Origin of the sequence: Bryobacter aggregatus MPL3, assembly GCF_000702445.1 — a bacterium.
Taxonomy (GTDB): Bacteria; Acidobacteriota; Terriglobia; order Bryobacterales; family Bryobacteraceae; genus Bryobacter; species Bryobacter aggregatus.
In genome coordinates this window covers 2,872,811-2,894,954 of record NZ_JNIF01000003.1, presented here as the reverse complement: position 1 = coordinate 2,894,954, position 22,144 = coordinate 2,872,811, and the positions used below count along the sequence as shown (strand labels likewise).

Sequence of the window (22,144 nt, the reverse complement as noted above, 5' to 3'; positions counted from 1 at the left end):
CAGGCATCTCCTTGGAGACACTGCGGAGAACCTTGGGCTCGTTGTACATGATCGGAGTTCAGTTCGGCTCGAAACAAGACGCGAATGGCACGGCGCCCTCGGCGCCATGCGTAGTAAGAAGCGTTTGGTGACTGGAGCATGCGACGGCAAGATCGTACATCATGATCTCGATGCGGCGAGGCATTCCAGCGGTAGCGTCCCGGCAAATTATTCCCAAATCAGTGTAGGCCCAAGCAACCATAGGTTCGGCCCCGGCAGTTATCTCAATCTTTGTCATTGCAGGAATCGGCGGAGGCGGACATTATTGACCAGCCCCAGCATGAGGAAAAACGAGAGAATGCTCGATCCACCGTAGCTCATCAGCGGTAAAGGGATCCCGGCCACTGGCATCAGCCCGGCGACCATTCCGGCATTCTCCAAAACATGGAAAAGCAGCAACGCTCCAACTCCCATACAGATGGCGGTTCCAGCCCTGTCGGAAGCGGTCTGAGCGTTCTGCAAAATTTGCATCAATAGAAGGAAATATAACCCAAGTACGGTGACCACGCCGACGAAGCCATGTTCTTCGGCAAATGCGGCAAAGATAAAGTCCGTATGGGCAAAGGGTAGAAAGCGAAGTTGAATCTGCATTCCACGCGTCACGCCGAGGCCCCACATCCCTCCGGAGCCGACAGCGATCTTGGATTGCATCACCTGGTAGCCAGACCCCTGCGGGTCCAACGCCGGGTCCATAAAGCTCGTCAGGCGAGCCTTCTGATAGTCCTTGAGCGCAAACCACCCGATCGGCACTACCAGTGCAAGAATCATCACAATTGCGAGGGCCTGCTGCCGGCTCAAACCGGCAAGCAGAATTCCCACCGCAAGAATTGGCAAATAGCACAACGAAGTGCCCAGATCCGGCTGGAGGCAGACCAGACCAAAAGGAAAAAGTACCAGCAAACACAACTTCAAGAGCTCTCGCAAGCTCAACGAGTCCGACTTCAACTCAGAAATGTAGCGCGCGACAAATAGAATCAGCACAAGCTTCATGAATTCACTCGGCTGCAACTTGAAACCTGCCCCGAGCGAGACCCATCGCTTGGCCCCCAGCACCACGCGGCTGAGAATCAACAGACCAAACAAAATCACCGTAAAGATGATGTACATCACCGGCGATTGCCCCACCAGCGTGTGATAGTCAATCTGGCTGATGAGATAAAACACCACCAACCCGGCGCCGATATAGAGCACCTGCTTCCACCAGTGGTTCGACTGCTCGCTCGCCTGGGTTGCCGAGTAGATCTGCAGCACGCCGACGGCGCAGATGATCAAGGTAAGAATCAACAGGGTCCAATCGAGATCGCGGAACGAACGAAGCGTAAACATCAGTTCGCCACTCTCGCGGGTGCATTGGCAGCGTCTGCCGGAGCACTCGCCGTCACAGCCGGGACACCGGTCTGCGAAACTTCTTTGCGCACCTTCTTATCGAAGTAGGCCTTCACAATATCGCGAGCGATCGTGCCCGCTTGCGGTCCGTGTTCGCCCTCTTCAAACAACACTGCGACGACAATCTCAGGGTTCACCCGCGGGGCAAATGCGATAAACCAGGCGTTGTCCTTGAGGTGAATTCCCTTTGCCTTCTGATACTCATTTGAGGCGGTCTGCGCCGTACCGGTCTTGCCGCACATCTCGCCTCCGGGCAAACGTGCACTTCCCGCCGTACCGCCTCCGTTCACCACATCGCACATCCCGTCCATCACGGTACGAACATGATCGAGATTCAATTCGGCCTGATGGGCTGGCTTCTTCGGAGCATCTCCATTGCGCAACAGATGCGGCGTATGCCAGACTCCCCCCATGACAATGCCACCAATGCCATAAGCCAGTTGGATCGGCGTCATAGTCAGATAGCCCTGCCCGATCGCGACGTTCACTGTATCGCCTTCATGCCACTTCTCGCGCAGATTCCGGATCTTCCACCGGCTCGAAGGCAGCATCGCCTCGGCCTCGGCGGGTAAATCAATGCCTGTTTTCTGGCCAAGACCCGCAATCTCGCCCAACGCGGAAATCCGATCAATCCCCAATCGCGCTCCAACGTTATAAAAGTACACGTCGCAAGACTGCGCCAACGCCTTCTTCAAACTCGTCGGCCCGTGACCATGCCGGTTATGGCAACGGAAGTAGCGTCCGGCGAAGGTCATGCCGCCGGTACAAGTAAAGGATGTATGCTCGTCAACCGTTCCGGCTTCAAGTGCAGCCAGAGCCACAAAGGGCTTGAAGGTCGACCCCGGAGACAACTGCGCCTGAATCGCCCGGTTCAGCAGCGGCTTATCAGGATTTGAAAAAATATCGCGCCACTCCTTGGTCCGCTCTCGGGAGGAGAGTTTCGACAAATCAAAGCTCGGCTTGGACGTCATTGCCAGCACTTCCCCATTTCTGGGGTCCAATGCGATTGCGCCGCCCCGGCGCCCGTCCATTGCCAATTCCATGACCGTCTGGACATCCAGATCCACCGTCAACTCGATGTTCTGCCCTGCCACCGCAGGCTTCATGCCCAGAATGCGGCGTTCATTCCCGATGTTGTCCACCAGCACTTGCCGCTGCCCATCCACGCCCGTCAAGAGATCGTTGTACTGCCGTTCGAGCCCGGTCTTGCCCACCATGTCGCCTTGCTGGTACTTCGCAAAATCGGCTTGATTCAATTCCGCTTCCGAGACTTCGCCAACATAGCCGATCATGTGCGCCGCAAAGCCACTGGCCGGGTACACACGTTTCTCGGTGTGAATGAGTTCCATTTCCGGATAGGTATCCGGGTCGCGGTGCGATTCGACAAAAGCAATGTCAGACGGGGTCAGTTCTTCCTTAATAATTACGGCTTGGTATTTGGGCCGTGCGCGAAAACGTTTCAGTCGCGCCACCAGTTCTTCGTAGTCCAGCCCCAATCCCTCGGCAATCGGCTGGAGGTGTTCGTCACGCAAAGTTTCGCGAGAGAGCAAAACCGAGAAACTCGAGTGGTTGTCCACAATCACCCGCTTGTCCCGGTCGAGAATCTTCCCCCGGGGTGCAGGCATCGGCAGAGACTTGATCCGGTTTCGCTCCGCCTTGGAGCTGTAGAGTTCTTCGTTGCGGATTTGCAGATTCCAGTAACCGCCGAGAATGAACACGAAAACGGCAACGGTAAAGTACTGCAGAACGGCGATTTTCCCCTGGGCAAACTTCGATTCGTCGCGCAGGAAGCGCATCCGATCTTGGAAGTCTTCTTGTCGCGCTCGTCCAGGGATAAGAAACACGAAATGCTGTACCGCCGAGAGACGCTAGCTCTCGTCCTCTCTCAGTTTATCCAACAGGAGAAAGAGCGGTAGGGCAATCGCAGAATTTAGGATGGCCTTCACCACCTCGTCCAGCACATTAATACTCGGCACCTGCCCCAGCAGCGCTCGCACCATCACCCAGTAGAAGAACTGGTGAAACCCAAAGAAGAAGGCCACCAGCATGAAGCGCAACGCTGGATTGTTCACATCAAAACGCAGACTGACCGAAGCCGCAAAGTAGCCCACCAGCGTCTTCACAATGCCAAACATTCCCAGCGGCTGCTGCGCCAGGGAATCCTGCATCAGGCCAATCGTCGCGCCAATGATCACACCGGCAATCGGCTGCCGCTTCATCAGCGAAAAGTAAATCGTCACCAGTAGCGGAAACTCCAGCGCCCGGGCCGACTCGATAAAGCGAGGCAGAAAGATATCGAGCAACACCGAAAACAACGGAACGAGGAAGAAAACGATCGGCCGGAACGTCGACGACGAACTTTTCCGCCGCCGGCCCTCGACGAAATTCGCTTCGCTATATTCTGGAGACGCCATGGCCTAGAACTCCCCTGGCGGCACGGTTGGTGCAGGTGTCTGTGGCTGCGTCGGAGGCACCGTCACGGGTTCTTCCCCGGGCGGGGTGGTCGGCGCCGTCTTTGGCGCCACGCGAGGGGCGACAGGCGCATTGAAATTCGGCACCCGCCCTCCGTTTCCATAACTGAGTCCCTGTTGCTCTCCAATCGCCTTATAACGATCGAGGATGCGATCGGCATCCGTCGAGAACTTCTGATTCGAACCCTGCGGAGCGATGCCGTTCACCGGATGCGGCGCCGCGTCTGGTGGGGGCGGCGGCAGCTGCTTTGCCTCCGGGCCTACATTCGTCATCTGGGCGGGATCGGGAATCTGCTGGTGCACGCTCTCTAGTACCACTAGTACTTCTTCGAGCCCTTTTTCAAAAGCGGTTGGAGCCACATAGATTTCTTTAAATAACTTGCCCTGCCGGGCTACGCGCACCGGCCCAACCGGCAAACCTTTCGGAAAAATACGATCGTCGCCCGAGGTGAAAAAGATCTCTCCCACTTCCACCAATTGTTCATTCTGGATGTAATCCACCAGCAACTGATTGTTCCCCTGGCCGCGCGCCGTTCCATGGATGCGGGTCTTATCCGAAACCACACCGCAGGCAAAGGTAGGATCCGTGATGAGCATCACTTGAGAGCCGGTCGGATAAGACGCCGTCACCTTGCCGACAATGCCATCCGGAGTAATCACCGGCATCCCCTTCAACACGCCTGCGGTCGAACCCCGATCGATAAACACAACTTTCGAGTTCATCCCCGCGCCGGCGCCGATAATGCGCGCACCGATGGTTTTATTGGGGTTACGCTGCACGAAGGAGGCCATGGCCTCCACACGCTTCGCCGTCGCCAGCTCTTCTTTCAGAAATTGATTCTCGAGCTTCAGCCGGTCCAGATCGGCCTTCAACTCGCTATTCTGCGAGCGGATACGAATCAATTGCCAATACTCGCCGGCCAAACCAAAGGTATTCGCCCGAACCCCTTCGAGCACGCGCGCCAGCGGCGTAATCGCCGTCACCGCCCACACGCGAATGAGGCGGACGTCCTGGTTGTTCTTCACCTGTACGGCAAGCAACACCAGTTGAGCCATGATGACAATCACCAGGACCGATAAGTTGCGGTATCTGCCAAGAAAGCCATCCATATCGGCCGGAAAAACGCTCCTTGCCTACTCGATAGCAATCCGGCGCAGGAGCTTGAAATCCGATAGCATCTTACCGATTCCCAACGCAACGCACGCCAGCGGCTCTTCCGCGATCGACACCGGAAGTCCGGTTTCCTGCCGGATCCGCTTATCGAGATTCTTGATCAGCCCGCCGCCGCCGGTCAGCACAATGCCCCGGTCCGAAATGTCCGCCGAGAGTTCAGGAGGAGTCCGTTCGAGCGCCACACGGATTGCGTTCATGATGGTGGAAATTCCTTCCGCCAGCGCATCGCGAATCTCTTCGTCTCCAATGGTCAAAGTCTTCGGCACACCCTCGATCAGGTTCCGGCCCTTGATCTCCATCGTCAGCGGCTTATCGAGTTCCGAGGCCGAACCCACCGTCATCTTGATCTGTTCCGCCGTGCGCTCGCCCACCAGCAGGTTGTACTTGCGCTTCAGGTACTGAATAATGGCCTCATCCAACTCGTTGCCCGCCACTCGCACCGAGCGCGAATAGACGATACCGGCCAACGAGATCACCGCAACATCGGTCGTACCACCGCCGATGTCCACCACCATGTTGCCGCCCGGTTCCGTGATCGGCAGCCCCGCGCCGATTGCGGCCACCATCGCCTGCTCCACTAAGTGCACTTCGCTCGCCTTCGCCCGGTAGGCGGAGTCAATCACCGCACGCTTTTCCACCTGAGTAATTTCAGAAGGAACGCCAATCACAATGCGAGGATGCACGAGCATCTTGCGGCCATGAGCTTTCTGAATAAAGTAATTCAGCATCCGCTCTGTTACCTTGAAGTCCGCGATCACCCCGTCTTTCATGGGGCGAATCGCCACGATATTGCCCGGCGTGCGGCCGAGCATCTCTTTGGCTTCTTTCCCAACGGCCTCTACTTCACCGTTATTTTTATTGATCGCAACGATCGACGGTTCGTTCACGACGATGCCTTTTCCTTTGGCATAGACGAGTGTGTTGGCCGTACCTAAATCGATGGCAAGGTCTGAGGAGAAAAGGCTAAACAGCGAGCGGATATTCATGAATGCGGAAGACGATTGTCTCTCTCGGATTTTTGGGGCGAGTACTGTGTTTCAAAAAAAATCCACAGGACTCTCTTTGAGCGTAGCAATAGCGTTTGTCTTTTGCACCTGTTTGCCTCTCCCCAGATCAGAAAACTAAAATTGCAATCCCCTCAGGTGCGGGTATCCCGCGTGGGCATTCCTACCCTCACAGAAGTTTGAGAAAGTCCGCCTTCGCTGACTAGGTACGGGGTCGGGTTAGGGGGTACTAATAGGAAGCACCCGAGGAGGGGAGTCCCAAATGTTGGTCGAAGTGGAAGACAACCTAAGCAGCGCCATCAGTTCCGAGCTTTGCAAATCCCTCGGCAAGGATTGCCGCGAGTGCGTCTGTTCCAGTGCAAACGTTGTCGCCAGCTTGTGTCCCACCCTGGATGCCGCCGGAGCACAAGTGGCATTCTTCCAGATGTACCGCCACCAGAGCTGCGTTGGCATGGCCCGCCGCTTCGTACGCGACTACCTCAGCGCCGTCGAACCCCAATTGGAACTCTTCGATACCGCCGCAGCCTAACGAATCAGGTGGAATTTCTCCTGGCGGCGCAACACCCAGCGAATTTTGCCGTCCGGGCCCACCATCGCATCCTCTTCCATTCCCACAAAGAGCTCGGCATTCTCCCAATCCGGAATCTTCGTCCGGCTCGAAAGCTCGATCGAGAACCAGGTGTTCGGCACCACTTTCACATCGCCTCGCCCCGGCACGCCCTGTTGACGATCCCATAACCCAATCAGCGGTCCCGCTCCGTGCCCATGATCTCCAATCGGATGCGAATACACGGTTCCGTTGATCCCCAGCGCCCGAATCTCCTGCAAAGCTGCCGCCAACACTTCATTACCGGTCTTTCCCACCTGCATATGGGCCATGACGATGTCCTGCATCTTTTTCGAGTTCTCGAGTGCCTTTTGAATCGCCACCGGGGCGACATCTTCGCCCTCTCGCAGAACATAACCCATATGTTGGGTATCGGTGGCCAGACGCATTGCCGTCAAGCCGTAATCCACCCACAACACATCTCCCCGCTCAATCACCGTAGGCTGATCTTCCTGCAGCAACTGTAAAGAACGGCCATTCTTGCGCTGGATCCGGAGCGACGGCTGGAACCAGGTTCCAAATCCATGCTTCTGATTCTCTTGCCGCAGCCACCAGATCACATCCTGATCGGTCGTCTTGCCTGGCTCGATCACCTCTCTTGAAAACGCGCGGCTGAGGATCGAATGGACGTTCTCCATCAGCCGCTGGTAATGCGGCACCATCTCAGGCGGTCGGAGCGCGACATACTCGAGCGGCAATTCTTCGGCCCGCACCAGCTTCTTGCGGTTCTCCTCCCCGATCGCCTCCTCCAGTTGCTCGCGCTCGCCAGCCGACAGACCGTCCGAAAAAGCGTGGGTCTGTGAGACATCGATCGCGATTTTCTTCGGTTTCCGCGCGTCGATCAGCTTTTTCAGCAGCATCCACTGCTGGTCGCCCCAGAGTTCAATCCCTGAATCCGGGTCACGGTAGACCTCGTAGAGTCCGCCTTGCGATCCGCCTCCCAGCGCCAGCCGCTCGACGCCCTTCTCCGGACCTCGATCGAAAAAGACGTAGATTGTACGCCGCCGCGCGGCAAACATCGTTGGAGAAACGAGCGAAAAAAAGACCGGATCCTCGTTGTACTCCCGGCTCGAAACTACCCACATATCGACGCCATGCTTCCGCAGCAGTGCAGGCAGATTCTTTTCCAGCCGGTACTGCAGCCAGGATTGTTGGATGCTCGCCTGCTCCCGCAGCGAAGGCAACGGTTCTGCGCCGAACGCCAGCAACGGCAACAGGAGCCACCACATCTTAGATTTCGCCCGGATTCAATTGCGTCGCGACAAAAGGAGTTTCATGGAGGAGAGCCGAACTGGTGCCCCGCAAAACGCTATACCAGCGCCGTGCCGACTCCAGGAAAATCACCGTCGTCAGAATCAGGAAGATCGAGCAGATCGCGGCGTCCATCCGTTCATTGAAAATCAGTTGTTGCAATTGAGAAACCTTGGCCGCCGTCAGATTTCCGGCGGCAATCTGCCCCTCCAACTGCTCGGCGCGCGACAGAAAGCCCAACCGTGGATTGGCGGAAAAGATCTTCTCCAGCCCGGCGGTAAAGGTAACGCTGAGCATCCAGGCGAGCGGAAGCCCGGTGACCCACATATACTTCGCCCGGAACATCTTCACCAGAATCGTGGTAGCCAGACAAAGCGCGATGGTCCCCAGCAACTGATTCGCAATTCCAAACAGCGGCCACAGCGAATTGATGCCGCCAAGCGGGTCCAGAACGCCCTGGTAGAGAAACCAGCCCCAGCCCGACACCACCAAGGCACTGGCGATCACCACACCCGGCAGCCAGCTTGTCCGGCCAAAGGGCTTGTAAACCTGGCCCAGCAGATCCTGCAACAGGAAGCGGCCCACGCGGGTGCCGGCATCGATGGTGGTGAGAATGAACAGTGCCTCGAACATGATCGCGAAGTGATACCAGAAGCTGAGAATCGTCTTGCCGCCATCGGAGGTCAGCGACAGTGCTTGCGAGAAGATATGCGACATTCCGAGCGCCAGCGACGGCGCACCTCCAGTGCGGGCAAACAGAGTGCTTTCGCCGACACTCTTCGCCAACTCTTCCATATGAGCGACCGTCACCGGATAGCCCCAGCTGCTGATCGTCTCCACCGCGGCAGCCGGCAAGGTGCCCACCACTCCGCCAGGAGAATTGATCGCAAAATAAACGCCCGGCTCCATAGCGCAGGCGGCAATCAGAGCCATGATCGCCACCATTCCCTCCACCAGCATGCCGCCATAGGCCACCGGCAGGGCATGGCTTTCCCGGGCCAGCAGCTTCGAGGTGGTTCCTGAAGAGATCAGTGAGTGGAAGCCCGACAGCGCCCCGCAACCAATCGTGATGAAACAGAAGGGGAAGACGCTGCCCGCGAAAATCGGGCCGGAGCCATCCACAAAGCGGGTCATCGCGGGCAGATTCAACTCAGGCCGCACCAGCAAAACCCCTACGCCCAACATCGCAGCCACGCCCAGCTTCACGAAAGTGCTGAGGTAGTCACGCGGAGCAAGCAAAAGCCAGACAGGAAGCGCACTGGCGAAGAAGCCATAGGCCACTAGCATCAGCGCCAGCGTCGTCGCGCTGTAGGTAAACCAGGGAGCGAGCGTTGCCGACTCAGCAATCCACTTGCCTCCGAAAATACTCAGCACCACCAGGCCAAAGCCCAGGATCGAGATCTCCACCACTTTCCCGGGACGCAGGAACCGGAGATACAGGCCCATGAAAATCGCGATCGGCATGGTCGCGGCGATGGTGAACGTGCCCCAGGGGCTACCCTTCAGGGCATTCACGATGACCAACCCGATCACCGCCATCAGGATGATCATGATCAGCAGCACAGTAACCATCGCGGTAAAACCACCCAGATTGCTGATCTCTTCCTTCACCATCTGGCCAAGGCTCTTGCCGTCGCGGCGGATCGAGAAGGCAAGAATCATCAGGTCATGTACAGATCCGGCCAGCGCCGCGCCCAGGATGATCCAGAGGGTGCCGGGAAGATATCCAAACTGCGCCGCAAGTGTGGGCCCCACCAGCGGCCCCGGACCGGCAATCGCCGCAAAATGATGGCCGAAGACGATCCATTTGTTAGTGGGCTCAAAATCGTGACCATTGCGCAGCAGTTCGGCCGGAGTCGCCCGGTCTGCTTTCATCGAGAGAATCTTGGTGGCAATGAATTTGCCGTAGAAACGATAGGAAACCAGGTAAACGCAGGCTGCTGCCACCACAATCCACATCGAGTTGATCGGCTCACCGCGATGGAAGGCAACTGTTGCGAGACACCCCGCTCCCAGAAGGGAAATCACAATCCAAAGCAGGGTACGGCCAGCAGCATGCATATGCGGCAATTGTATCTAGAAGCGGGGTAGTCTAGCCAGAACGTCGTAGGTATTCGACCCGCCACGCTGCGTGACGCTATCGACCACCTTCCACTCGCGATCCATGGCTCCCACATAGTGGATGTCGTTTGGCTCCCGCCCGGCGAGAATCACGTTCAGGTTGCGTTTGGGGTAAGCCAGCAGCCGGTAGCGAATGCTTTCCCCATCTGCCTTCCAACGATCGGCTTCCGGCTCACCCAGTTTGCGCACCACGGCAAAGTAGTCGTCATCCGCGCCCAGACCCAGACTCTCCTGCACCACCGCCTTATAGGCGATGAGATCTCCTGACTTTGCGCCGCGGAAGGTGGCGACAACGATGGCCACCAGCGCCAAGGCCCCAACCAGCACCCCGAGAATTAACTTGCCAAGCTGCTTTTCGGACGCATCCAGGCGCAGCGGAAGCGGTTCGGACTGCACCGGAATGGCTTCGTTCTGTTCCCCCGCCGGCACTCGCGGCATCTCGATGACGCGTTTCATCACCGGCCACACTTGCCCGGCCTTATACTCGAGCACCTTGTTCAGGCCAACAATCATGACGGGTTGGTCCGATTCAGAAAGCTCCCCGAGAAAGCGCCGGGGAATCCAGACTTGGGTCTGATCGGCAACATTTTCCACCAGAAACTCCGACCAATTGGCTTCGTTCAGACGCCACAGATTGGTCGCCACATTCCCGATCGAGGGGTGGAACGAGAATTCGCGCCCGGCGAGCTGGTCGAGAGGCGGTGCGTATTCGGAATTGGGTTCGATTGTCACACTAGCCCAGGTTCAATGCAGTCATGTGCAGGAGTAACTCTTCACTGTCCGGACGAATCTCTTTCACCAGAACTTCGCGATCAAAGGCAGCAAAGAGGCAGAGTTTTGCCAGAGCATACTCCTCATTCCAGCGCAGCGCGGACCCCATCCGTTCGGCACAAGGAGCGAGCGCTTCCGGTGTCAGATCCACAGCAACCTGAAAGGGGGATTGCCGGTCAGCGGTGACATCGAACACATGTTTCCGTCCGGCGAGACCGGCAAAGATGTATTGATAAACGACACCCGTCTCAGCCGAGTAAGATTTCTCTCGCTGTGAGAGCGGCAACGATTTCAGCATCATGAAGCAGACTCCAGTCTAGTATGAGGGTAGTGAATCTCTTTCTTGCCATCTGGCTTCTCGCCCAGACGCCGCCGGAACTTCCAACGGTATACCAGAATACTGAAGGATCCATCCGGCTCCCGAACCGTTGCGCGGAGTTAGACCTGGCCGTTCTTGGACTCACTTGCAGTGAAAGCGAACCCTGCCCCACTTATCTGGAGATCTCGAGCGTCGAGTCCACCGGACAACTGATTCTAATTGCCGGCAATTTACATACTCAGTCCTCGACCTTGCAATCGATCCTGCTCCTCAGCGACGACGGAGGCAGCACCTGGCGCGAGGCGCATCCCCGGCTGAAGGCCAGCACGCTCGAATCGATGCAGTTCAGCGATTTCTCCAATGGGTGGGCCGTAGGGCACGTTTCGCTGGCATTGCCGCGAGACCCCTTCGTGCTCGTAACCTCAGATGGCGGACGCAGTTGGCGCAAAGTCGATCTCTATGCCGACAGCAGAGTGGGCGTCATCGAAGACTTTGCCTTTCAAAATGCCAAGCGGGGATGGCTGCTGATCGACAACAAAGGCAGCGGCGAGGGTGGCCGATATGAATTCTATGAATCGCAGACCGGCGGCACCAGTTGGGAGCTGCGCGAGATCGCGAGCAAAATCCCCAAAACAACACCACACAGCCCTTCCAACTCCGCGCGCGTCAAGGCCGATGAGAAAAAAGGACTGCTGCGCATCGAGGTGCGCAGTGGGAACACCTGGCGGGAAGTGAGCGCCTTTAAGTTGAAGCTTGAGGACTGTAAGCCGCCTCAACAGTAGGCACCTTGCGTGGCCGGGCATCGAGCTTTGCCGCAATAAACTTACTGCGCTGGAGCAGCCCTTTCGGGGTTGACGTGTCGATCCCCGCTTCCACCAGATCTTCCTCAGTCACCTCAAGCGCCATCGGCAGATACTTCTGCAGATAATTCTTGATCCGGTCCTGCACAATCCGCAATGGCGATTTACTGAGCAGGACAAAGATATGTTCGGCCGGAGCATCGATCAGCGCGGCGTAGATCAAGGAGGGCCGTTGGAGTTTCGCCGACTTCAGCGCATTCTGCAAGGTCTTGGACTTCGCATCCAGATTCTTCCAGGCATCCACCTGGAGCTTTGAAAGTTTGCAGTTTTGAATGAAAGTGGCCTTCTCTTTCGGCGTCCATTTCTCACTGATGGTGTACAGAAAGAGCGAGAAGCGATCTTCCTTCATCTGCGCACCAAACGGAACCATGCCGCGCAGCTTCAACATCTTTCCAAAACCGACGGCGTTCAGCTTGGCGCCGGAGAAGCCGGGAAAATAGAGTTCGAGAAAGCCTTCCTTCTCGAGAGTTTCGAGAATCGGGAGCGGATGAAACTCTTCGCCAATCTTCATAATCTCGCGGCGCAAGGCCTCGGGGCTGATGTACTTCTCCAGCTTCGCTTCCCGGGCCGCCGCATACTGCGCTTTCGTACGCTCGTCGAGCTGAAAGCCGAGCCGGGCCTGCAAGGTGACCAGCTTCAAAATCCGCGAGGGATCATCCATCAAGGTATGGCTCGATACGGTGCGTAGTTCACGCAGAGAAAAGTCGGAGAGGCCATTGGTGGGATCAAGCAATAACCCGCGAGACCCTTTGGCCAGAGAGATCGCCAGACAGTTGATCGAGAAATCGCGGCCGCGGAGATCTTCGTGGATCGTCGCCGGCACCACCTTCGGCTTCGCTCCCGGCTTGGCGTAGCGTTCCGTCCGGGCCATGGAGATCTCGGCGAGAACCCCATTGGGGAAAATCAATTCGTAACTCTTGCGCACATCATCGGCGTTGAGGACGCGAATGCCTGCATCCTTCTCCAAGGCTTTGACAAGCTTCTGGGGAGAACCCTCCAGCGTAAAGTTCAGGTCACGGACAGGCAACCCGGCAAGCATGTCGCGCAGCGCTCCGCCTGTCAAGAAAACGTTGATCTGGAGCTTCGTCATCATGCGCTGCACTTCCGCAATGACGAGATTTTGCGCCTGGCTCAAATGGCTCTCCAGCATGAACATGTAATCGCTCATTCTTTGTTCGCGTCCCTTGGATGAAATTGGTCAATGATCCCCCGCAAGCGGTCCCGCTCCACATGGGTGTAGATCTGGGTGGTGGATATGTCAGCATGCCCAAGCATCGCCTGTACGCTGCGCAAATCTGCCCCACCTTCCAAAAGATGAGTGGCAAAGGAATGTCGCAACATATGGGGGTGGAGAGGCTTGGTGCTACCGGCGGCGAGACGGAGCTGGCGCAGGACGAGCCAGTAAGAACGCCGATCGAGCTTGGGGCCTCGGGAACTGACAAAGAGATAAGGTGAAACTCGGGAGCCCAACAACCTGGGCCTCGATTCCGCTAAGTAAAGAGCGATTGCCTGAGAAGCTTCTGAACCCACAGGGAGCAGTCTTTGCCGGCTCCCTTTCCCATTGACCCGCAGACGCTCGCCCATGGCATTGTAATCGGACAATTGAACGCCCACCAATTCACTGGCGCGCAACCCGGAGGAGTAACAAAGTTCAAACATCGCCCAGTCCCGAATTCCTTTGGGCGTTGTCCGGTCGAAAGCGGCGGTGCACTCTGCAATACTCGCGCCGGTCATCGCCTTGGGGAGCTTACGCGGGAGGTTCGGGCTTTTCAGAAACTCGGAAGGATCTTCCTCCAACTTTCCTTCCGCAGCCAGATAGTGCAGGAGACCTCGAAGAGAGGAAAGTTTTCGCGCAATGGAGCGGGAACTGAGCTTGAGTTCGACCAGATAAGACTGGAAAGCCTGCAGCGTTGCGACGCGCGAGAATGCGGCTTCCCGTGACCGCTCAAGCCAACGCGAGTAAGCACTGAAGTCACTCTCGTAAGCGGCTAGCGTCGATGCGGAAAGACCTTTTTCGACTCTGCAGTAAGTCAAATACGACCTTACGGCAGCCCCAAAGGATGCCTGGCCGAACATTGTGTCAATGATACAATATTGTAATTCTGTTTGAACCGAATTCCATCGAATTCGGGAATTTGGATGCCAGGAAGGCGGAAATTCAGTCCTTGACCAGCGGCCCAACGAAAAAAGCGATGGTTTACCGTTTTGATCGCGAAGCCGTGCCCGGTTTCGTTGATTCAAACAGTCCCTTCCAGGGAAGCGAGGTCCAGCTCCTCAATCGGGACGGCTCGGTCCAGAGTTTTCCGATGAAGCAAATCAAGTCACTCTGCTTCGTCCGCGACTGGATTGACGGCCCTCCCTGGACCCGCAGCCAATATGCCGTGCGGCCAAGGCAGCAGGGGCTCTGGATCCGGCTTCAGTTCCGGGACGGCGACTGGCTGGAGGCCATCATGCAGAATAACGTAAGTGTTCTTGACCCCAATGCGCTGCTCATCACACCGCCCGACCCCTCGGCCGGCGTGCAACGAGTGCTTATCCCGCGAATGGCGATCGAAGGGTTTGAAGTATTGGGAGTCATTGGCAGCCCTCTCAAGAAGAAGCCAACTCCCGTCGTTCAACAACTCAAAATGTTTGAATAAACTGAGGCTGGAGTGCCTGCCCCGGCGTCACCGGAAGTCCCTTCAAATCGAAAGAACGCAAGTCTGTCCAGCAATTGGTTGAGGAGTTCTGCACAAACACCACACGGTCCAGGAGGAACTCCCGCGATCCGGTATAAGCCTTCCAACGCTCTCTTGCCGCTTCCAATCGCTCCGCCACCGTACACAGCTCAAAATTTTGCGCCAAAGTGACGTGAGGGTGAAACGGATAGGGCTCGTCAAACTCCAAAGCTTCACACGACAATTTGTGATGCAGCTGCTCCAGCTGTGCCTGCCCGGCTTCCAGTTCCAAGTAAATAACCGAAGTACGCCGGAATACCGAAACGTCGCCGATTTTCACAACGAAGGGTTGAGAAGACAAGCTCATCTGTTGGATCTGAGCCTCAGCGACAGCAGCAGGTACACGAAGCGCACGAGGCGGAAGCAGAGAGATGTGGGACCGGGCTTTACAATCCGGAACCAAGTCTCTTCTCATCTGATCCAGAAACATACCTAGCTCATCGGGGAGATAGGTAACCAATGCATATTGATTAATCGCTTCGCGAGGAGGCGAACAACTGCCCATGTCCGGGAGTGTAGCGCAATTGAAACGGCTTTGCTTGGGTCAGGAGTACCAGAGACTGGCCCGCAGTACGCCCTTAGGCCCCTGCAGAGCTGCTAACTTCTAGATTCTGTTCGGGACGGACGGGAGGAATGAACCAAGCGGCCTCCTCTAAGCCCACGTACTTAAAGATACGAAGGGAGCCATCGGGAAGCTCCAGGAGATCCCCGACCCGAAGCTCTTCGGGCGTACCACGAAGTTCGTTGAACAGAGCATAGGCACTGAGAGCTTCCCTCTCATCGCCCGGCTCATAATCCTTCTGCTTGACGGAAGCAGAGCCTGAAGTATGGGGCGCCCAGCGAAAACTGGCAGCGGCGGAATCTTTCAGGCGATGGATCTTGAAGCTAGCCATGTCGTTTCAAGTTAGCATGGGTTTGTGCGGTTCTGATGCGTCCAACACACTGTTCCAAATGCGGCACTGCCTTGATGGAAGCCCCGATTGTTTACGAGGTGATCATCAATGAAGAGCTCATACAAATCGAAGATGTCCCGGCCCTGGTCTGCCGGAATTGTGGCGAAGAATGGCTCGAAGCAGAAGTGCGGGAGACCATCGAAAGGATTGTGAAGGAAGGTGTTCAAGCCAGCCAGCATCCCTCCTAGCCTGCGAGGCCTGCTTGCGCAGGCCGGACATGGAGAGCTTCTCTTTCCGCTCGATGCGGGAAACGAATGCCGCTTCCCTGCCCTTCCGCCCCTGGAACCCGGGCAATTTGCAGATTGCCGGCTGCCCGAAGAGGCACGGGCCGGACTGCTCCTCTATCTGGGATGGGGTGGCCAAAGCCATAGCGTGTCCCAGGATCTCGGCAGTAAGGAAGGATCCTACTGGCACGGCATCTACCATCGCATGGAGCCAGACGACTGGAATGCAAAGTATTGGCTGCGCCGCGTCGGGCCGCACCAGATTGGCCCGAGTTTGGCCGAGTGGGCCCGGCAGGCGGGTTGGGATCCAGGAAAAAACTGGGATCACGAGCGCTTTGTTGACTATGTGAGCGATGCGCGCGCATCGAAAAACCAAAAGAAGTTGGAAATCGCAGAACGAGTGCAACTCGCCGAATGGCAGTTGTTGTTTGGATACTGCGCAAAGGAAAAATCGGAATGAAGCGTTTTGGCGTGCCACTGCTTGGCCTCCTCGTCATCCTGGCCGCGGTTGTGGCGTGGCAATTGAATCGGGAAACCCCTCGGGTGCCCACCCAGCGTCTGGCCCGTGGGGTATTCGAAGATCAAGTCACCACCAATGGCCGTGTCGAACCCAGTGAATGGGCCAGCGCCCGCGCCGAGCGCGAGGGATTGATCATTCAGGTGCCAGTCACGAAGGGGCAGCGCGTATCCAAAGGAACACCGCTCGCCATCCTCGATAGCAAAGACGCGCAGGCAGATCTGGCCAGCGCGGTGGCACGCATTGAAGAGGCACGTTCCTCAATCCAGACCCTCGAGGACGGGGGACGCAAGCGCGATCTGGTGGAAATCGAAGAAGGCCTCAAGCAACGCCAGGCCGAAAAGTCGCAGGCAGAGAAAGACCTCGCCGTCGCCGAGCGGCTTGCCGCACGCAATGCCGGGACGCAGGAAGACGTCCGGAACTTAAAGGACAAGATCGAGTTAATCACGCTGCAGATTGCAGCTCTTAACGCCCGCCGCCCGGCACTGGTCGGGGCCTCCGACCTGGTTTCGGCAAAAGCACGGTTGCGAGAAGCGCAGTCGGCGGCAGAACTGGCACGGCGCAGGATTGAGCTGAGCACGGTTCGCTCTCCAGGCGACGGTGTGGTCTACCAACTGGATGCGAAGGTCGGCTCCTATGTGAACCCCGGGGCCTTGGTCGCCAATGTCGGCGAGGTGTCGACGCTGAAGGTGCTTGTATTTGTCGATGAACCCGAGCTCGGACGGGTGCACCAGAATATGCCCGTTAGCATCACCTGGGACGCCCTGGAGGGCAAGACCTGGAGAGGGCATGTCGATAAGGTGCCCACTCAGATTGTGCCGCTCGGAACCCGGCAGGTGGGCGAGGTGGAGTGCCGCATTGCCAATGCCAACGGCGACTTACTCCCTGGCACGAATGTGAACGTCACTGTCCAGACCCGCAAGCAGGAAGGCGTTCTCTTGGTTCCCAAAGAAGCAATCCGCAATCGCGACGGCGAGGCTGGGGTGTGGGTCGTGCAGAACGGAGCCCTGCACTGGAAAAAAGTGGAAACCGGCGCGGGCAACATCACCAACGCAATCGTGCTGCAAGGCCTGCAAGAAGGAGAAGTCGTTGTCCTGGGGCCCGAAACGAATCTCAAAGCCGGAGCGAAGGTGAAAACCTAGGCTCCGGCTTTTGCCGGTTTATTGCACGTCAAAGAGCAGGACCTGGGCGTCTCGAAGTGATTTCAACTGCAGTGCGGACTCATCCTCAATCGCCGCGCCATCACCGGCACTCAGCTTCCGGCCATTCAGATCCACTTCTCCGCTCGCCACTTGCACCCAGACTCCGCGGCCGGCAGCAACCGGGTAAGAAGCGCTTTGCCCATGGGCCAGATCGATCACCGAAAACTTCGCATCGGCATTGATCGGGATCGAGCCCGCTGCCCCATTCGGCGAGGCGAGCAGTTGAAAGCGGCCTTTGCGCTGCTCTGCGGCGAAAGTCTCTTGTGCGTAAACCGGAGCAATATTCTTGCGATCCGGTAGAATCCAGATCTGGAAGAAATGCACCGGGACCGTGATCGAAGGGTTGTACTCGCTATGAACAACCCCGGTCCCCGCACTCATCGCCTGCAATTCACCCGGCTGTAGCACTCGTTTATTCCCCAGATCGTCAGCGTGTTCGAGCGTGCCGGATTGGACCCAGGTGAGAATCTCCATATCCCGGTGAGGGTGCTTTCCAAAACCACGGCCCCCCGCCACTTTGTCCTCATTGAGGACGCGCAGACTCCGGAACTGCACGTGCTTCGGATCGAAATAATCGGCGAAGCTGAAAGTATGGTGACTATCGAGCCAACCATGGTTGGCGTGACCGCGTTCGGCGGCCGGACGGACTGTGATCATGGTCTTGATCTCCTTTACTTGACTAGTAAGATGTCGTTATCACGCAAAAGTTGCAGCGCATTTTCATTGCGAAACTGTTGTGCAGGAGTACGCGTCGACACATCATGAGGTTTTCTGCGTTGGTGGCTTTGTTTGCCGCATTGTGCCTGTTTCCCGGCATTGGGACTGCGCAACGGGGCTCGAATTACTACATCGTGGTTTTGAAGGATCCTCCGCTGGCACAAGCGGTTAGCGCCCGAAAAGACTTGGCGAAAGCCGCATCCGTTGAGATGCGCGCCGCCCTGCAGGCGAGACAAGCCGCCGTCATCGCCGACACCAGGCTTCATGGCACACAAGTTTTGGATTCCACTCAGATCCTCCTCAATGCAATCTATGTTGCAGCCAGTCCGGCGGAGGCCACCCGTCTGGCAAGCGTAGACGGAGTTGCCCGGGTCCAGCGGATGTATCCGATCAAACGGACGATCAACAAGGCCCTCGATCTGGTGACGGCGCGGAGCGCCTGGAGCCAGGTGGGAGGATCGGGCAATGCCGGAGCGGGCGTGAAGATCGCGATTCTCGATTCGGGAATCGATCTGAATCATCCGGCCTTCAAGAGTTTTTCCAGCGCGCCGCCGAGCGGCTACCCGAAGTGCCGCACGGACAACGGCGACTGCAGCTATACGAACAATAAGGTGATTGTGGCTCGCAGCTATGTGAGTTTGCTGAACTTTGCGTTCGGCGACGATCCCATCTACACCCGGCCCGATGACAACACCCCGCGCGACCGCGTCGGGCACGGCACGGCAACGGCGATGGTGGCGGCCGGGCAGGAGCACGATTCGCCGATCGGCAGAATTTCCGGTGTCGCACCGCGAGCCTATCTCGGCAACTACAAGATTTTTGGCAGCCCCGGCGTCAATGACACCACTTTTGCAAGCGTCGTCATTCGCGCGCTAGAAGATGTGGTGGCCGATGGAATGGACATTGCCAGTATGAGCCTCGGCGCACCGGCGGGCTTTGGCCCATTGGACGCCAACTGTGGCGCCAATGGGAATGAAGCCTGCGATGCGTTTGCCACGGCCATCCAGAACGCAGTCCAGTTGGGGCTGACCGTCACAACCTCCGCCGGAAATAATGGCGGACAGGGAGCAAACGCGCCCGCGCTGAACACGATTGGCACTCCAGGCACGGCTCCGGGAGCGATCACCGTGGGAGCGACCACAAACAGCCATATCTGGTACAACACGCTCAGCGTCCTCGGCACTGGGGTTCCGGCCGATCTGCAATCGATCAATGCACGATTCACCAATGGACCGCAGATCGCATCGACGCTGCAAGGAACCGTTGTCGATGCCGGCTCGATTGGTGTCAATCGACTGGCTTGCGCGCCCTTACCCGACAATTCCCTCAGCGGGAAACTGGCACTCATTGACCTTGGCTCCTGTACCGCAGAACAGAAGGTTCTCTACGCGCAGCAGGCCGGCGCGATCGGCGTGATCTTTGCGGGACCCCAGGGCTCGTCTGTCTATCAGATGTACGGCCTGGAGAATACCTCCATCCCGTCCTTGTTGATTTCTTATGCCGCCGGGGCGAGCATGCGCACCACGCTGAATGCGCAGAGCCGCGTCGCATCGATCGGAACGGGTTACCGGGAGGTCGCCGCAACGCCAGACCAGATTGCCGTTTTCTCCTCGCAAGGGCCGGCCATCGGCACCAATGGCGTGAAGCCGGAACTGGTGGCGGTGGGGACAGATCTCTATATGGCCACGCAGAGCTTCGACCCGGCGGGCGATATGTACAGCCCGACAGGATATGTCGTCGCGAATGGCACGAGTTTTTCGGCGCCGCTCGCTGCCGGAGCGGCCGCGCTGGTGAAGCAAAAGCGCCCGGGACTGAGTCCAGGGAGTGTGAAAAGTCTGCTCGTGAATTCGGCCAACGCCAGCATCGTCGATTTCGACAACAATGGCCGCCAGGTACAAGCGGCGGTGACCGCCATGGGCGCCGGCCGTCTGGATACGAATCAGGCCTTGCAAGGCAATCTGAGTTCTGAGCCGAGCACCATCAGCCTGGGGGACGTTTCTTCGGGTGGCCTCCCCTCGCAGGGAGTGGTGATCACGAATCTGAATTCCACCGGAACGCTGAATCTAACGGCGCGCGTGGAACAGCGCAATGCAGACACGCAGGGAACTCTCGTGATCTCGCCCAGCACCTTTGCCTTGGCGGCGGGCCGTCAAACCCAGGTGACCGTCAGGCTGACGGGGCTGCGGCCGCGCGCCGGCAAATACGACGGATTTATTGTCCTCAGCGGTGGAGCGGTGGACCTGCGCATTCCGTACACCTATTTCGTCGGTTCAGGAACGCCCTGGAATATGTACTCGCTGGCTGGCGAGTACTTTGACGCCATTCCGGGCACGGAGTATTCTGGCCTGCTCATGAAGGTGATCGATCAAAATGGATTGCCCATTCAGGGAGTTTCCGTGCGCGGCAGCGTCATCCGTGGCAACGGGTCGATTGTCTTTGGCAATGAGAAGACGGATCAGTTTGGAATCGTGGAAGCCACCTATCGGGTGGGCTCCAACCTGGGCGACCAGGTGGTGCGCTTTACCGCCGGAAATCTCTATACCGATTTTACGGCCAGCGTCTTTGCGCAGCCGGCAATCTCGGCCAATGGCATTGTCGATGCGGCCAGCGGAGAATCTTCTGATGGCTTTTCGGCCGGCCAATACATTAGTATCTATGGAAACGCGCTGAGTTCTGTTTTGAAGGCGTTCAGTGGCAATGAGCTGCCGCTGTCGCTGGCGCGCGTGAGTGTCAGTTTTGATAATCGGAGCCAGGGCATTAGCGTTCCTGGCCGATTGCAGTTTGTGAGCAATGGCCAGATCAATGTGCAGATCCCTTGGGAATGCCAGGGTCTGGCGACGGTGGACATGAAGGTCTCCATTGGAGACTTTTCGAGCGCCGTTCAGAGTTTAAAGTTGCGTACCGCGAACCCGGCTCCCTTCGAGTATTTCGAGAGTGGGAGCAACCGGCGTTTCGTGGCCGCACTTGACGGGGGGTATGGATTGATTTCCAGTAACAATCCGGCCAAGCGGGGCCAAGTCGCTCAGCTTTACGTGAATGGCCTGGGGCCGGTGAATGCCACACCTGGTTCCGGTCAGGTCAGCCCGTCAAATCCGCTCGCGACGACGACCGCGAGTCCGGATGTAAAGATTGGGGGGAAAATCGCTCAAGTACTCTTTAGCGGTCTCGCCCCAGGAATCGTTGGATTGTATCAAGTGAACGTAATCGTACCGCCTGACAGTCCGACGGGCACCGATGTGGAGCTCGTGATCACCCAAAACGGGGTGACTTCGCGAAGCAGCCGCATTCCGGTGCAATAGACGTCTAGAATGGGAGTTGTAGAACCTCTGTAATGATCGACATCAAGAAAAAGTTGCAAGACGAGATCGCGGCCCTCGAGCACGAGTTTCGGACCGAATTGCCGAAAGAGATTCTGCGTGCGCGGGAGCTTGGTGATCTGAGCGAGAACGCGGAGTACCACGCTGCGAAAGAGCGTCAGGGCTATGTCAATGCCCGGCTGGGCCAATTGAAGATGCGGCTCCAGACGGTATCGATGGCCGATATGACGAAGATTCCAAAAGATCGCGTGGGCCTGGGTTCAGAAGTCGTTGTCTTCGATGTGAAGAAGGAAGAAGAGGTTACCTACAAGATCGTCACAAGCGAGGAGACGGACGCTCCGAATGGGTTGGTTTCCACCAGTTCGCCCATTGGGAAGGGTCTGTTAAACAAGCAAGTGGGCGATGAGGTGAAAATCCCTATCCCAGGTGGAGAGAAAGAATTTGAGATTCTCCGTCTCAAGACCATCCACGATCTTGCGGAATTAAGTTAATCT

The 22,144-nt window shown here is 57.3% G+C and carries 22 protein-coding genes; 8 read left to right on the top strand and 14 right to left on the bottom strand.

Annotated elements, in window-relative coordinates; genetic code table 11:
• Positions 1-273 precede the first annotated feature (273 nt).
• The 5 genes from rodA to M017_RS0113495 all read right to left on the bottom strand — a co-directional run bounded on the left by rodA (position 274) and on the right by M017_RS0113495 (position 6,056).
• Positions 274-1,365, bottom strand: coding sequence for a rod shape-determining protein RodA (gene rodA / locus M017_RS0113515; RefSeq protein ID WP_031498565.1), 1,092 nt, complete (start codon positions 1,363-1,365; stop codon positions 274-276).
• The gene (gene mrdA / locus M017_RS0113510) at positions 1,365-3,221 is read right to left on the bottom strand and encodes a penicillin-binding protein 2 (RefSeq protein WP_051670042.1); all 1,857 of its coding nucleotides are present in this window, start codon (positions 3,219-3,221) and stop codon (positions 1,365-1,367) included. The genes rodA and mrdA overlap by 1 nt, the downstream gene beginning before the upstream one ends.
• 72 nt (positions 3,222-3,293) lie before the next feature.
• Entirely contained in the window at positions 3,294-3,839 is a 546-nt protein-coding gene (gene mreD / locus M017_RS0113505; protein WP_031498563.1) for a rod shape-determining protein MreD, read from the bottom strand.
• Positions 3,840-3,842: 3 nt separating this feature from the next.
• Positions 3,843-5,006 (bottom strand): rod shape-determining protein MreC, encoded by a 1,164-nt coding sequence (gene mreC / locus M017_RS0113500; protein ID WP_031498562.1) that lies wholly within the window; start codon positions 5,004-5,006, stop codon positions 3,843-3,845.
• 24 nt (positions 5,007-5,030) lie between these two features.
• Entirely contained in the window at positions 5,031-6,056 is a 1,026-nt protein-coding gene (locus M017_RS0113495; protein WP_031498561.1) for a rod shape-determining protein, read from the bottom strand.
• A 280-nt stretch (positions 6,057-6,336) separates the two neighbouring features.
• On the opposite strand from M017_RS0113495, the gene M017_RS0113490 reads away from it, so the two are divergent.
• Positions 6,337-6,603 (top strand): hypothetical protein, encoded by a 267-nt coding sequence (locus M017_RS0113490; protein ID WP_031498560.1) that lies wholly within the window; start codon positions 6,337-6,339, stop codon positions 6,601-6,603.
• On the opposite strand, the gene M017_RS0113485 is transcribed toward M017_RS0113490, so the two are convergent.
• The 4 genes from M017_RS0113485 to M017_RS0113470 are packed head-to-tail and all read right to left on the bottom strand — an operon-like array spanning position 6,600 to position 11,125.
• Positions 6,600-7,910 (bottom strand): M24 family metallopeptidase, encoded by a 1,311-nt coding sequence (locus tag M017_RS0113485; RefSeq protein ID WP_155121403.1) that lies wholly within the window; start codon positions 7,908-7,910, stop codon positions 6,600-6,602. The genes M017_RS0113490 and M017_RS0113485 overlap by 4 nt on opposite strands.
• Position 7,911: 1 nt before the next feature.
• Complete coding sequence (locus tag M017_RS0113480; protein WP_031498557.1) at positions 7,912-9,993, bottom strand: carbon starvation CstA family protein; 2,082 nt, start codon at positions 9,991-9,993, stop codon at positions 7,912-7,914.
• A gap of 15 nt (positions 9,994-10,008) precedes the next feature.
• The gene (locus M017_RS0113475; RefSeq protein ID WP_031498556.1) at positions 10,009-10,785 is read right to left on the bottom strand and encodes a hypothetical protein; all 777 of its coding nucleotides are present in this window, start codon (positions 10,783-10,785) and stop codon (positions 10,009-10,011) included.
• A gap of 1 nt (position 10,786) precedes the next feature.
• The gene (locus M017_RS0113470) at positions 10,787-11,125 is read right to left on the bottom strand and encodes a hypothetical protein (protein WP_031498555.1); all 339 of its coding nucleotides are present in this window, start codon (positions 11,123-11,125) and stop codon (positions 10,787-10,789) included.
• Between the two features lie 29 nt (positions 11,126-11,154).
• Here M017_RS0113470 and M017_RS0113465 point away from each other — a divergent pair, with 29 nt between their 5' ends.
• On the top strand, positions 11,155-11,925 hold the full coding sequence (locus M017_RS0113465; RefSeq protein WP_031498554.1) for a WD40/YVTN/BNR-like repeat-containing protein: 771 nt from the start codon (positions 11,155-11,157) through the stop codon (positions 11,923-11,925).
• Here the strand turns inward: M017_RS0113465 and M017_RS27715 are convergent.
• Both M017_RS27715 and M017_RS0113455 read right to left on the bottom strand, forming a co-directional pair.
• On the bottom strand, positions 11,885-13,171 hold the full coding sequence (locus M017_RS27715; RefSeq protein WP_051670040.1) for a tRNA nucleotidyltransferase/poly(A) polymerase family protein: 1,287 nt from the start codon (positions 13,169-13,171) through the stop codon (positions 11,885-11,887). The two genes, M017_RS0113465 and M017_RS27715, sit on opposite strands and share 41 nt — an antisense overlap.
• Positions 13,168-14,079: a tyrosine recombinase gene (locus tag M017_RS0113455; RefSeq protein WP_031498552.1), complete on the bottom strand. Its 912-nt coding sequence runs from the start codon at positions 14,077-14,079 to the stop codon at positions 13,168-13,170. Before M017_RS0113455 ends, M017_RS27715 begins: the two co-directional genes overlap by 4 nt.
• A 116-nt stretch (positions 14,080-14,195) precedes the next feature.
• Here M017_RS0113455 and M017_RS0113450 point away from each other — a divergent pair, with 116 nt between their 5' ends.
• Complete coding sequence (locus M017_RS0113450) at positions 14,196-14,642, top strand: DUF6982 domain-containing protein (RefSeq protein ID WP_155121401.1); 447 nt, start codon at positions 14,196-14,198, stop codon at positions 14,640-14,642.
• Here the strand turns inward: M017_RS0113450 and M017_RS0113445 are convergent.
• Together M017_RS0113445 and M017_RS0113440 are read right to left on the bottom strand one after the other, a co-directional pair.
• A complete protein-coding gene (locus M017_RS0113445) occupies positions 14,626-15,225 on the bottom strand; it encodes a 2'-5' RNA ligase family protein (protein WP_080507737.1) in 600 nt (199 codons plus the stop codon). The genes M017_RS0113450 and M017_RS0113445 overlap by 17 nt on opposite strands.
• Positions 15,226-15,298: 73 nt before the next feature.
• Positions 15,299-15,613, bottom strand: a complete 315-nt coding sequence (locus tag M017_RS0113440) for a hypothetical protein (protein WP_031498547.1) — start codon at positions 15,611-15,613, stop codon at positions 15,299-15,301.
• 74 nt (positions 15,614-15,687) lie between these two features.
• Between M017_RS0113440 and M017_RS28740 the strand changes: the two genes are divergently transcribed.
• Genes M017_RS28740 through M017_RS0113425 form a run of 3 tightly spaced genes read left to right on the top strand, consistent with a single transcriptional unit; the run spans position 15,688 to position 17,556 of the window.
• Positions 15,688-15,861 (top strand): YgiT-type zinc finger protein, encoded by a 174-nt coding sequence (locus M017_RS28740; RefSeq protein ID WP_162179919.1) that lies wholly within the window; start codon positions 15,688-15,690, stop codon positions 15,859-15,861.
• Positions 15,833-16,357 carry a hypothetical protein gene (locus M017_RS0113430; protein ID WP_051670037.1) on the top strand — a complete coding sequence of 175 codons (525 nt, stop codon included), beginning with the start codon at positions 15,833-15,835 and terminating at the stop codon, positions 16,355-16,357. The genes M017_RS28740 and M017_RS0113430 overlap by 29 nt, the downstream gene beginning before the upstream one ends.
• The gene (locus M017_RS0113425) at positions 16,354-17,556 is read left to right on the top strand and encodes an efflux RND transporter periplasmic adaptor subunit (protein WP_031498544.1); all 1,203 of its coding nucleotides are present in this window, start codon (positions 16,354-16,356) and stop codon (positions 17,554-17,556) included. Before M017_RS0113430 ends, M017_RS0113425 begins: the two co-directional genes overlap by 4 nt.
• An 18-nt stretch (positions 17,557-17,574) precedes the next feature.
• Here M017_RS0113425 and M017_RS0113420 read toward each other — a convergent pair whose 3' ends face one another.
• On the bottom strand, positions 17,575-18,273 hold the full coding sequence (locus M017_RS0113420) for a pirin family protein (protein WP_031498543.1): 699 nt from the start codon (positions 18,271-18,273) through the stop codon (positions 17,575-17,577).
• 104 nt (positions 18,274-18,377) lie between these two features.
• Between M017_RS0113420 and M017_RS0113415 the strand changes: the two genes are divergently transcribed.
• Together M017_RS0113415 and M017_RS0113410 are read left to right on the top strand one after the other, a co-directional pair.
• Positions 18,378-21,632 (top strand): S8 family serine peptidase, encoded by a 3,255-nt coding sequence (locus tag M017_RS0113415; RefSeq protein ID WP_031498542.1) that lies wholly within the window; start codon positions 18,378-18,380, stop codon positions 21,630-21,632.
• Positions 21,633-21,664: 32 nt separating this feature from the next.
• Positions 21,665-22,141 (top strand): GreA/GreB family elongation factor, encoded by a 477-nt coding sequence (locus tag M017_RS0113410; protein ID WP_031498541.1) that lies wholly within the window; start codon positions 21,665-21,667, stop codon positions 22,139-22,141.
• Positions 22,142-22,144: the final 3 nt, after the last annotated feature.

Excerpts from the sequence above, each read along its gene's own strand:
- M017_RS0113470 (WP_031498555.1), bottom strand. The coding sequence starts at position 11,125 with ATGATGCTGAAATCGTTGCCGCTCTCACAGCGAGAGAAATCTTACTCG.
- M017_RS28740 (WP_162179919.1), top strand. The coding sequence starts at position 15,688 with ATGGAAGCCCCGATTGTTTACGAGGTGATCATCAATGAAGAGCTCATA.
- mrdA (WP_051670042.1), bottom strand. The coding sequence starts at position 3,221 with ATGCGCTTCCTGCGCGACGAATCGAAGTTTGCCCAGGGGAAAATCGCC.
- M017_RS0113480 (WP_031498557.1), bottom strand. The coding sequence starts at position 9,993 with ATGCATGCTGCTGGCCGTACCCTGCTTTGGATTGTGATTTCCCTTCTG.
- M017_RS0113420 (WP_031498543.1), bottom strand. The coding sequence starts at position 18,273 with ATGATCACAGTCCGTCCGGCCGCCGAACGCGGTCACGCCAACCATGGT.
- M017_RS0113425 (WP_031498544.1), top strand. The coding sequence starts at position 16,354 with ATGAAGCGTTTTGGCGTGCCACTGCTTGGCCTCCTCGTCATCCTGGCC.
- M017_RS0113410 (WP_031498541.1), top strand. The coding sequence starts at position 21,665 with ATGATCGACATCAAGAAAAAGTTGCAAGACGAGATCGCGGCCCTCGAG.
- mreC (WP_031498562.1), bottom strand. The coding sequence starts at position 5,006 with ATGGATGGCTTTCTTGGCAGATACCGCAACTTATCGGTCCTGGTGATT.
- rodA (WP_031498565.1), bottom strand. The coding sequence starts at position 1,365 with ATGTTTACGCTTCGTTCGTTCCGCGATCTCGATTGGACCCTGTTGATT.
- M017_RS0113415 (WP_031498542.1), top strand. The coding sequence starts at position 18,378 with ATGAGGTTTTCTGCGTTGGTGGCTTTGTTTGCCGCATTGTGCCTGTTT.
- M017_RS0113455 (WP_031498552.1), bottom strand. The coding sequence starts at position 14,079 with ATGTTCGGCCAGGCATCCTTTGGGGCTGCCGTAAGGTCGTATTTGACT.
- M017_RS0113450 (WP_155121401.1), top strand. The coding sequence starts at position 14,196 with ATGGTTTACCGTTTTGATCGCGAAGCCGTGCCCGGTTTCGTTGATTCA.
- M017_RS0113440 (WP_031498547.1), bottom strand. The coding sequence starts at position 15,613 with ATGGCTAGCTTCAAGATCCATCGCCTGAAAGATTCCGCCGCTGCCAGT.
- M017_RS27715 (WP_051670040.1), bottom strand. The coding sequence starts at position 13,171 with ATGAGCGATTACATGTTCATGCTGGAGAGCCATTTGAGCCAGGCGCAA.
- mreD (WP_031498563.1), bottom strand. The coding sequence starts at position 3,839 with ATGGCGTCTCCAGAATATAGCGAAGCGAATTTCGTCGAGGGCCGGCGG.
- M017_RS0113485 (WP_155121403.1), bottom strand. The coding sequence starts at position 7,910 with ATGTGGTGGCTCCTGTTGCCGTTGCTGGCGTTCGGCGCAGAACCGTTG.
- M017_RS0113490 (WP_031498560.1), top strand. The coding sequence starts at position 6,337 with ATGTTGGTCGAAGTGGAAGACAACCTAAGCAGCGCCATCAGTTCCGAG.
- M017_RS0113445 (WP_080507737.1), bottom strand. The coding sequence starts at position 15,225 with ATGGGCAGTTGTTCGCCTCCTCGCGAAGCGATTAATCAATATGCATTG.
- M017_RS0113495 (WP_031498561.1), bottom strand. The coding sequence starts at position 6,056 with ATGAATATCCGCTCGCTGTTTAGCCTTTTCTCCTCAGACCTTGCCATC.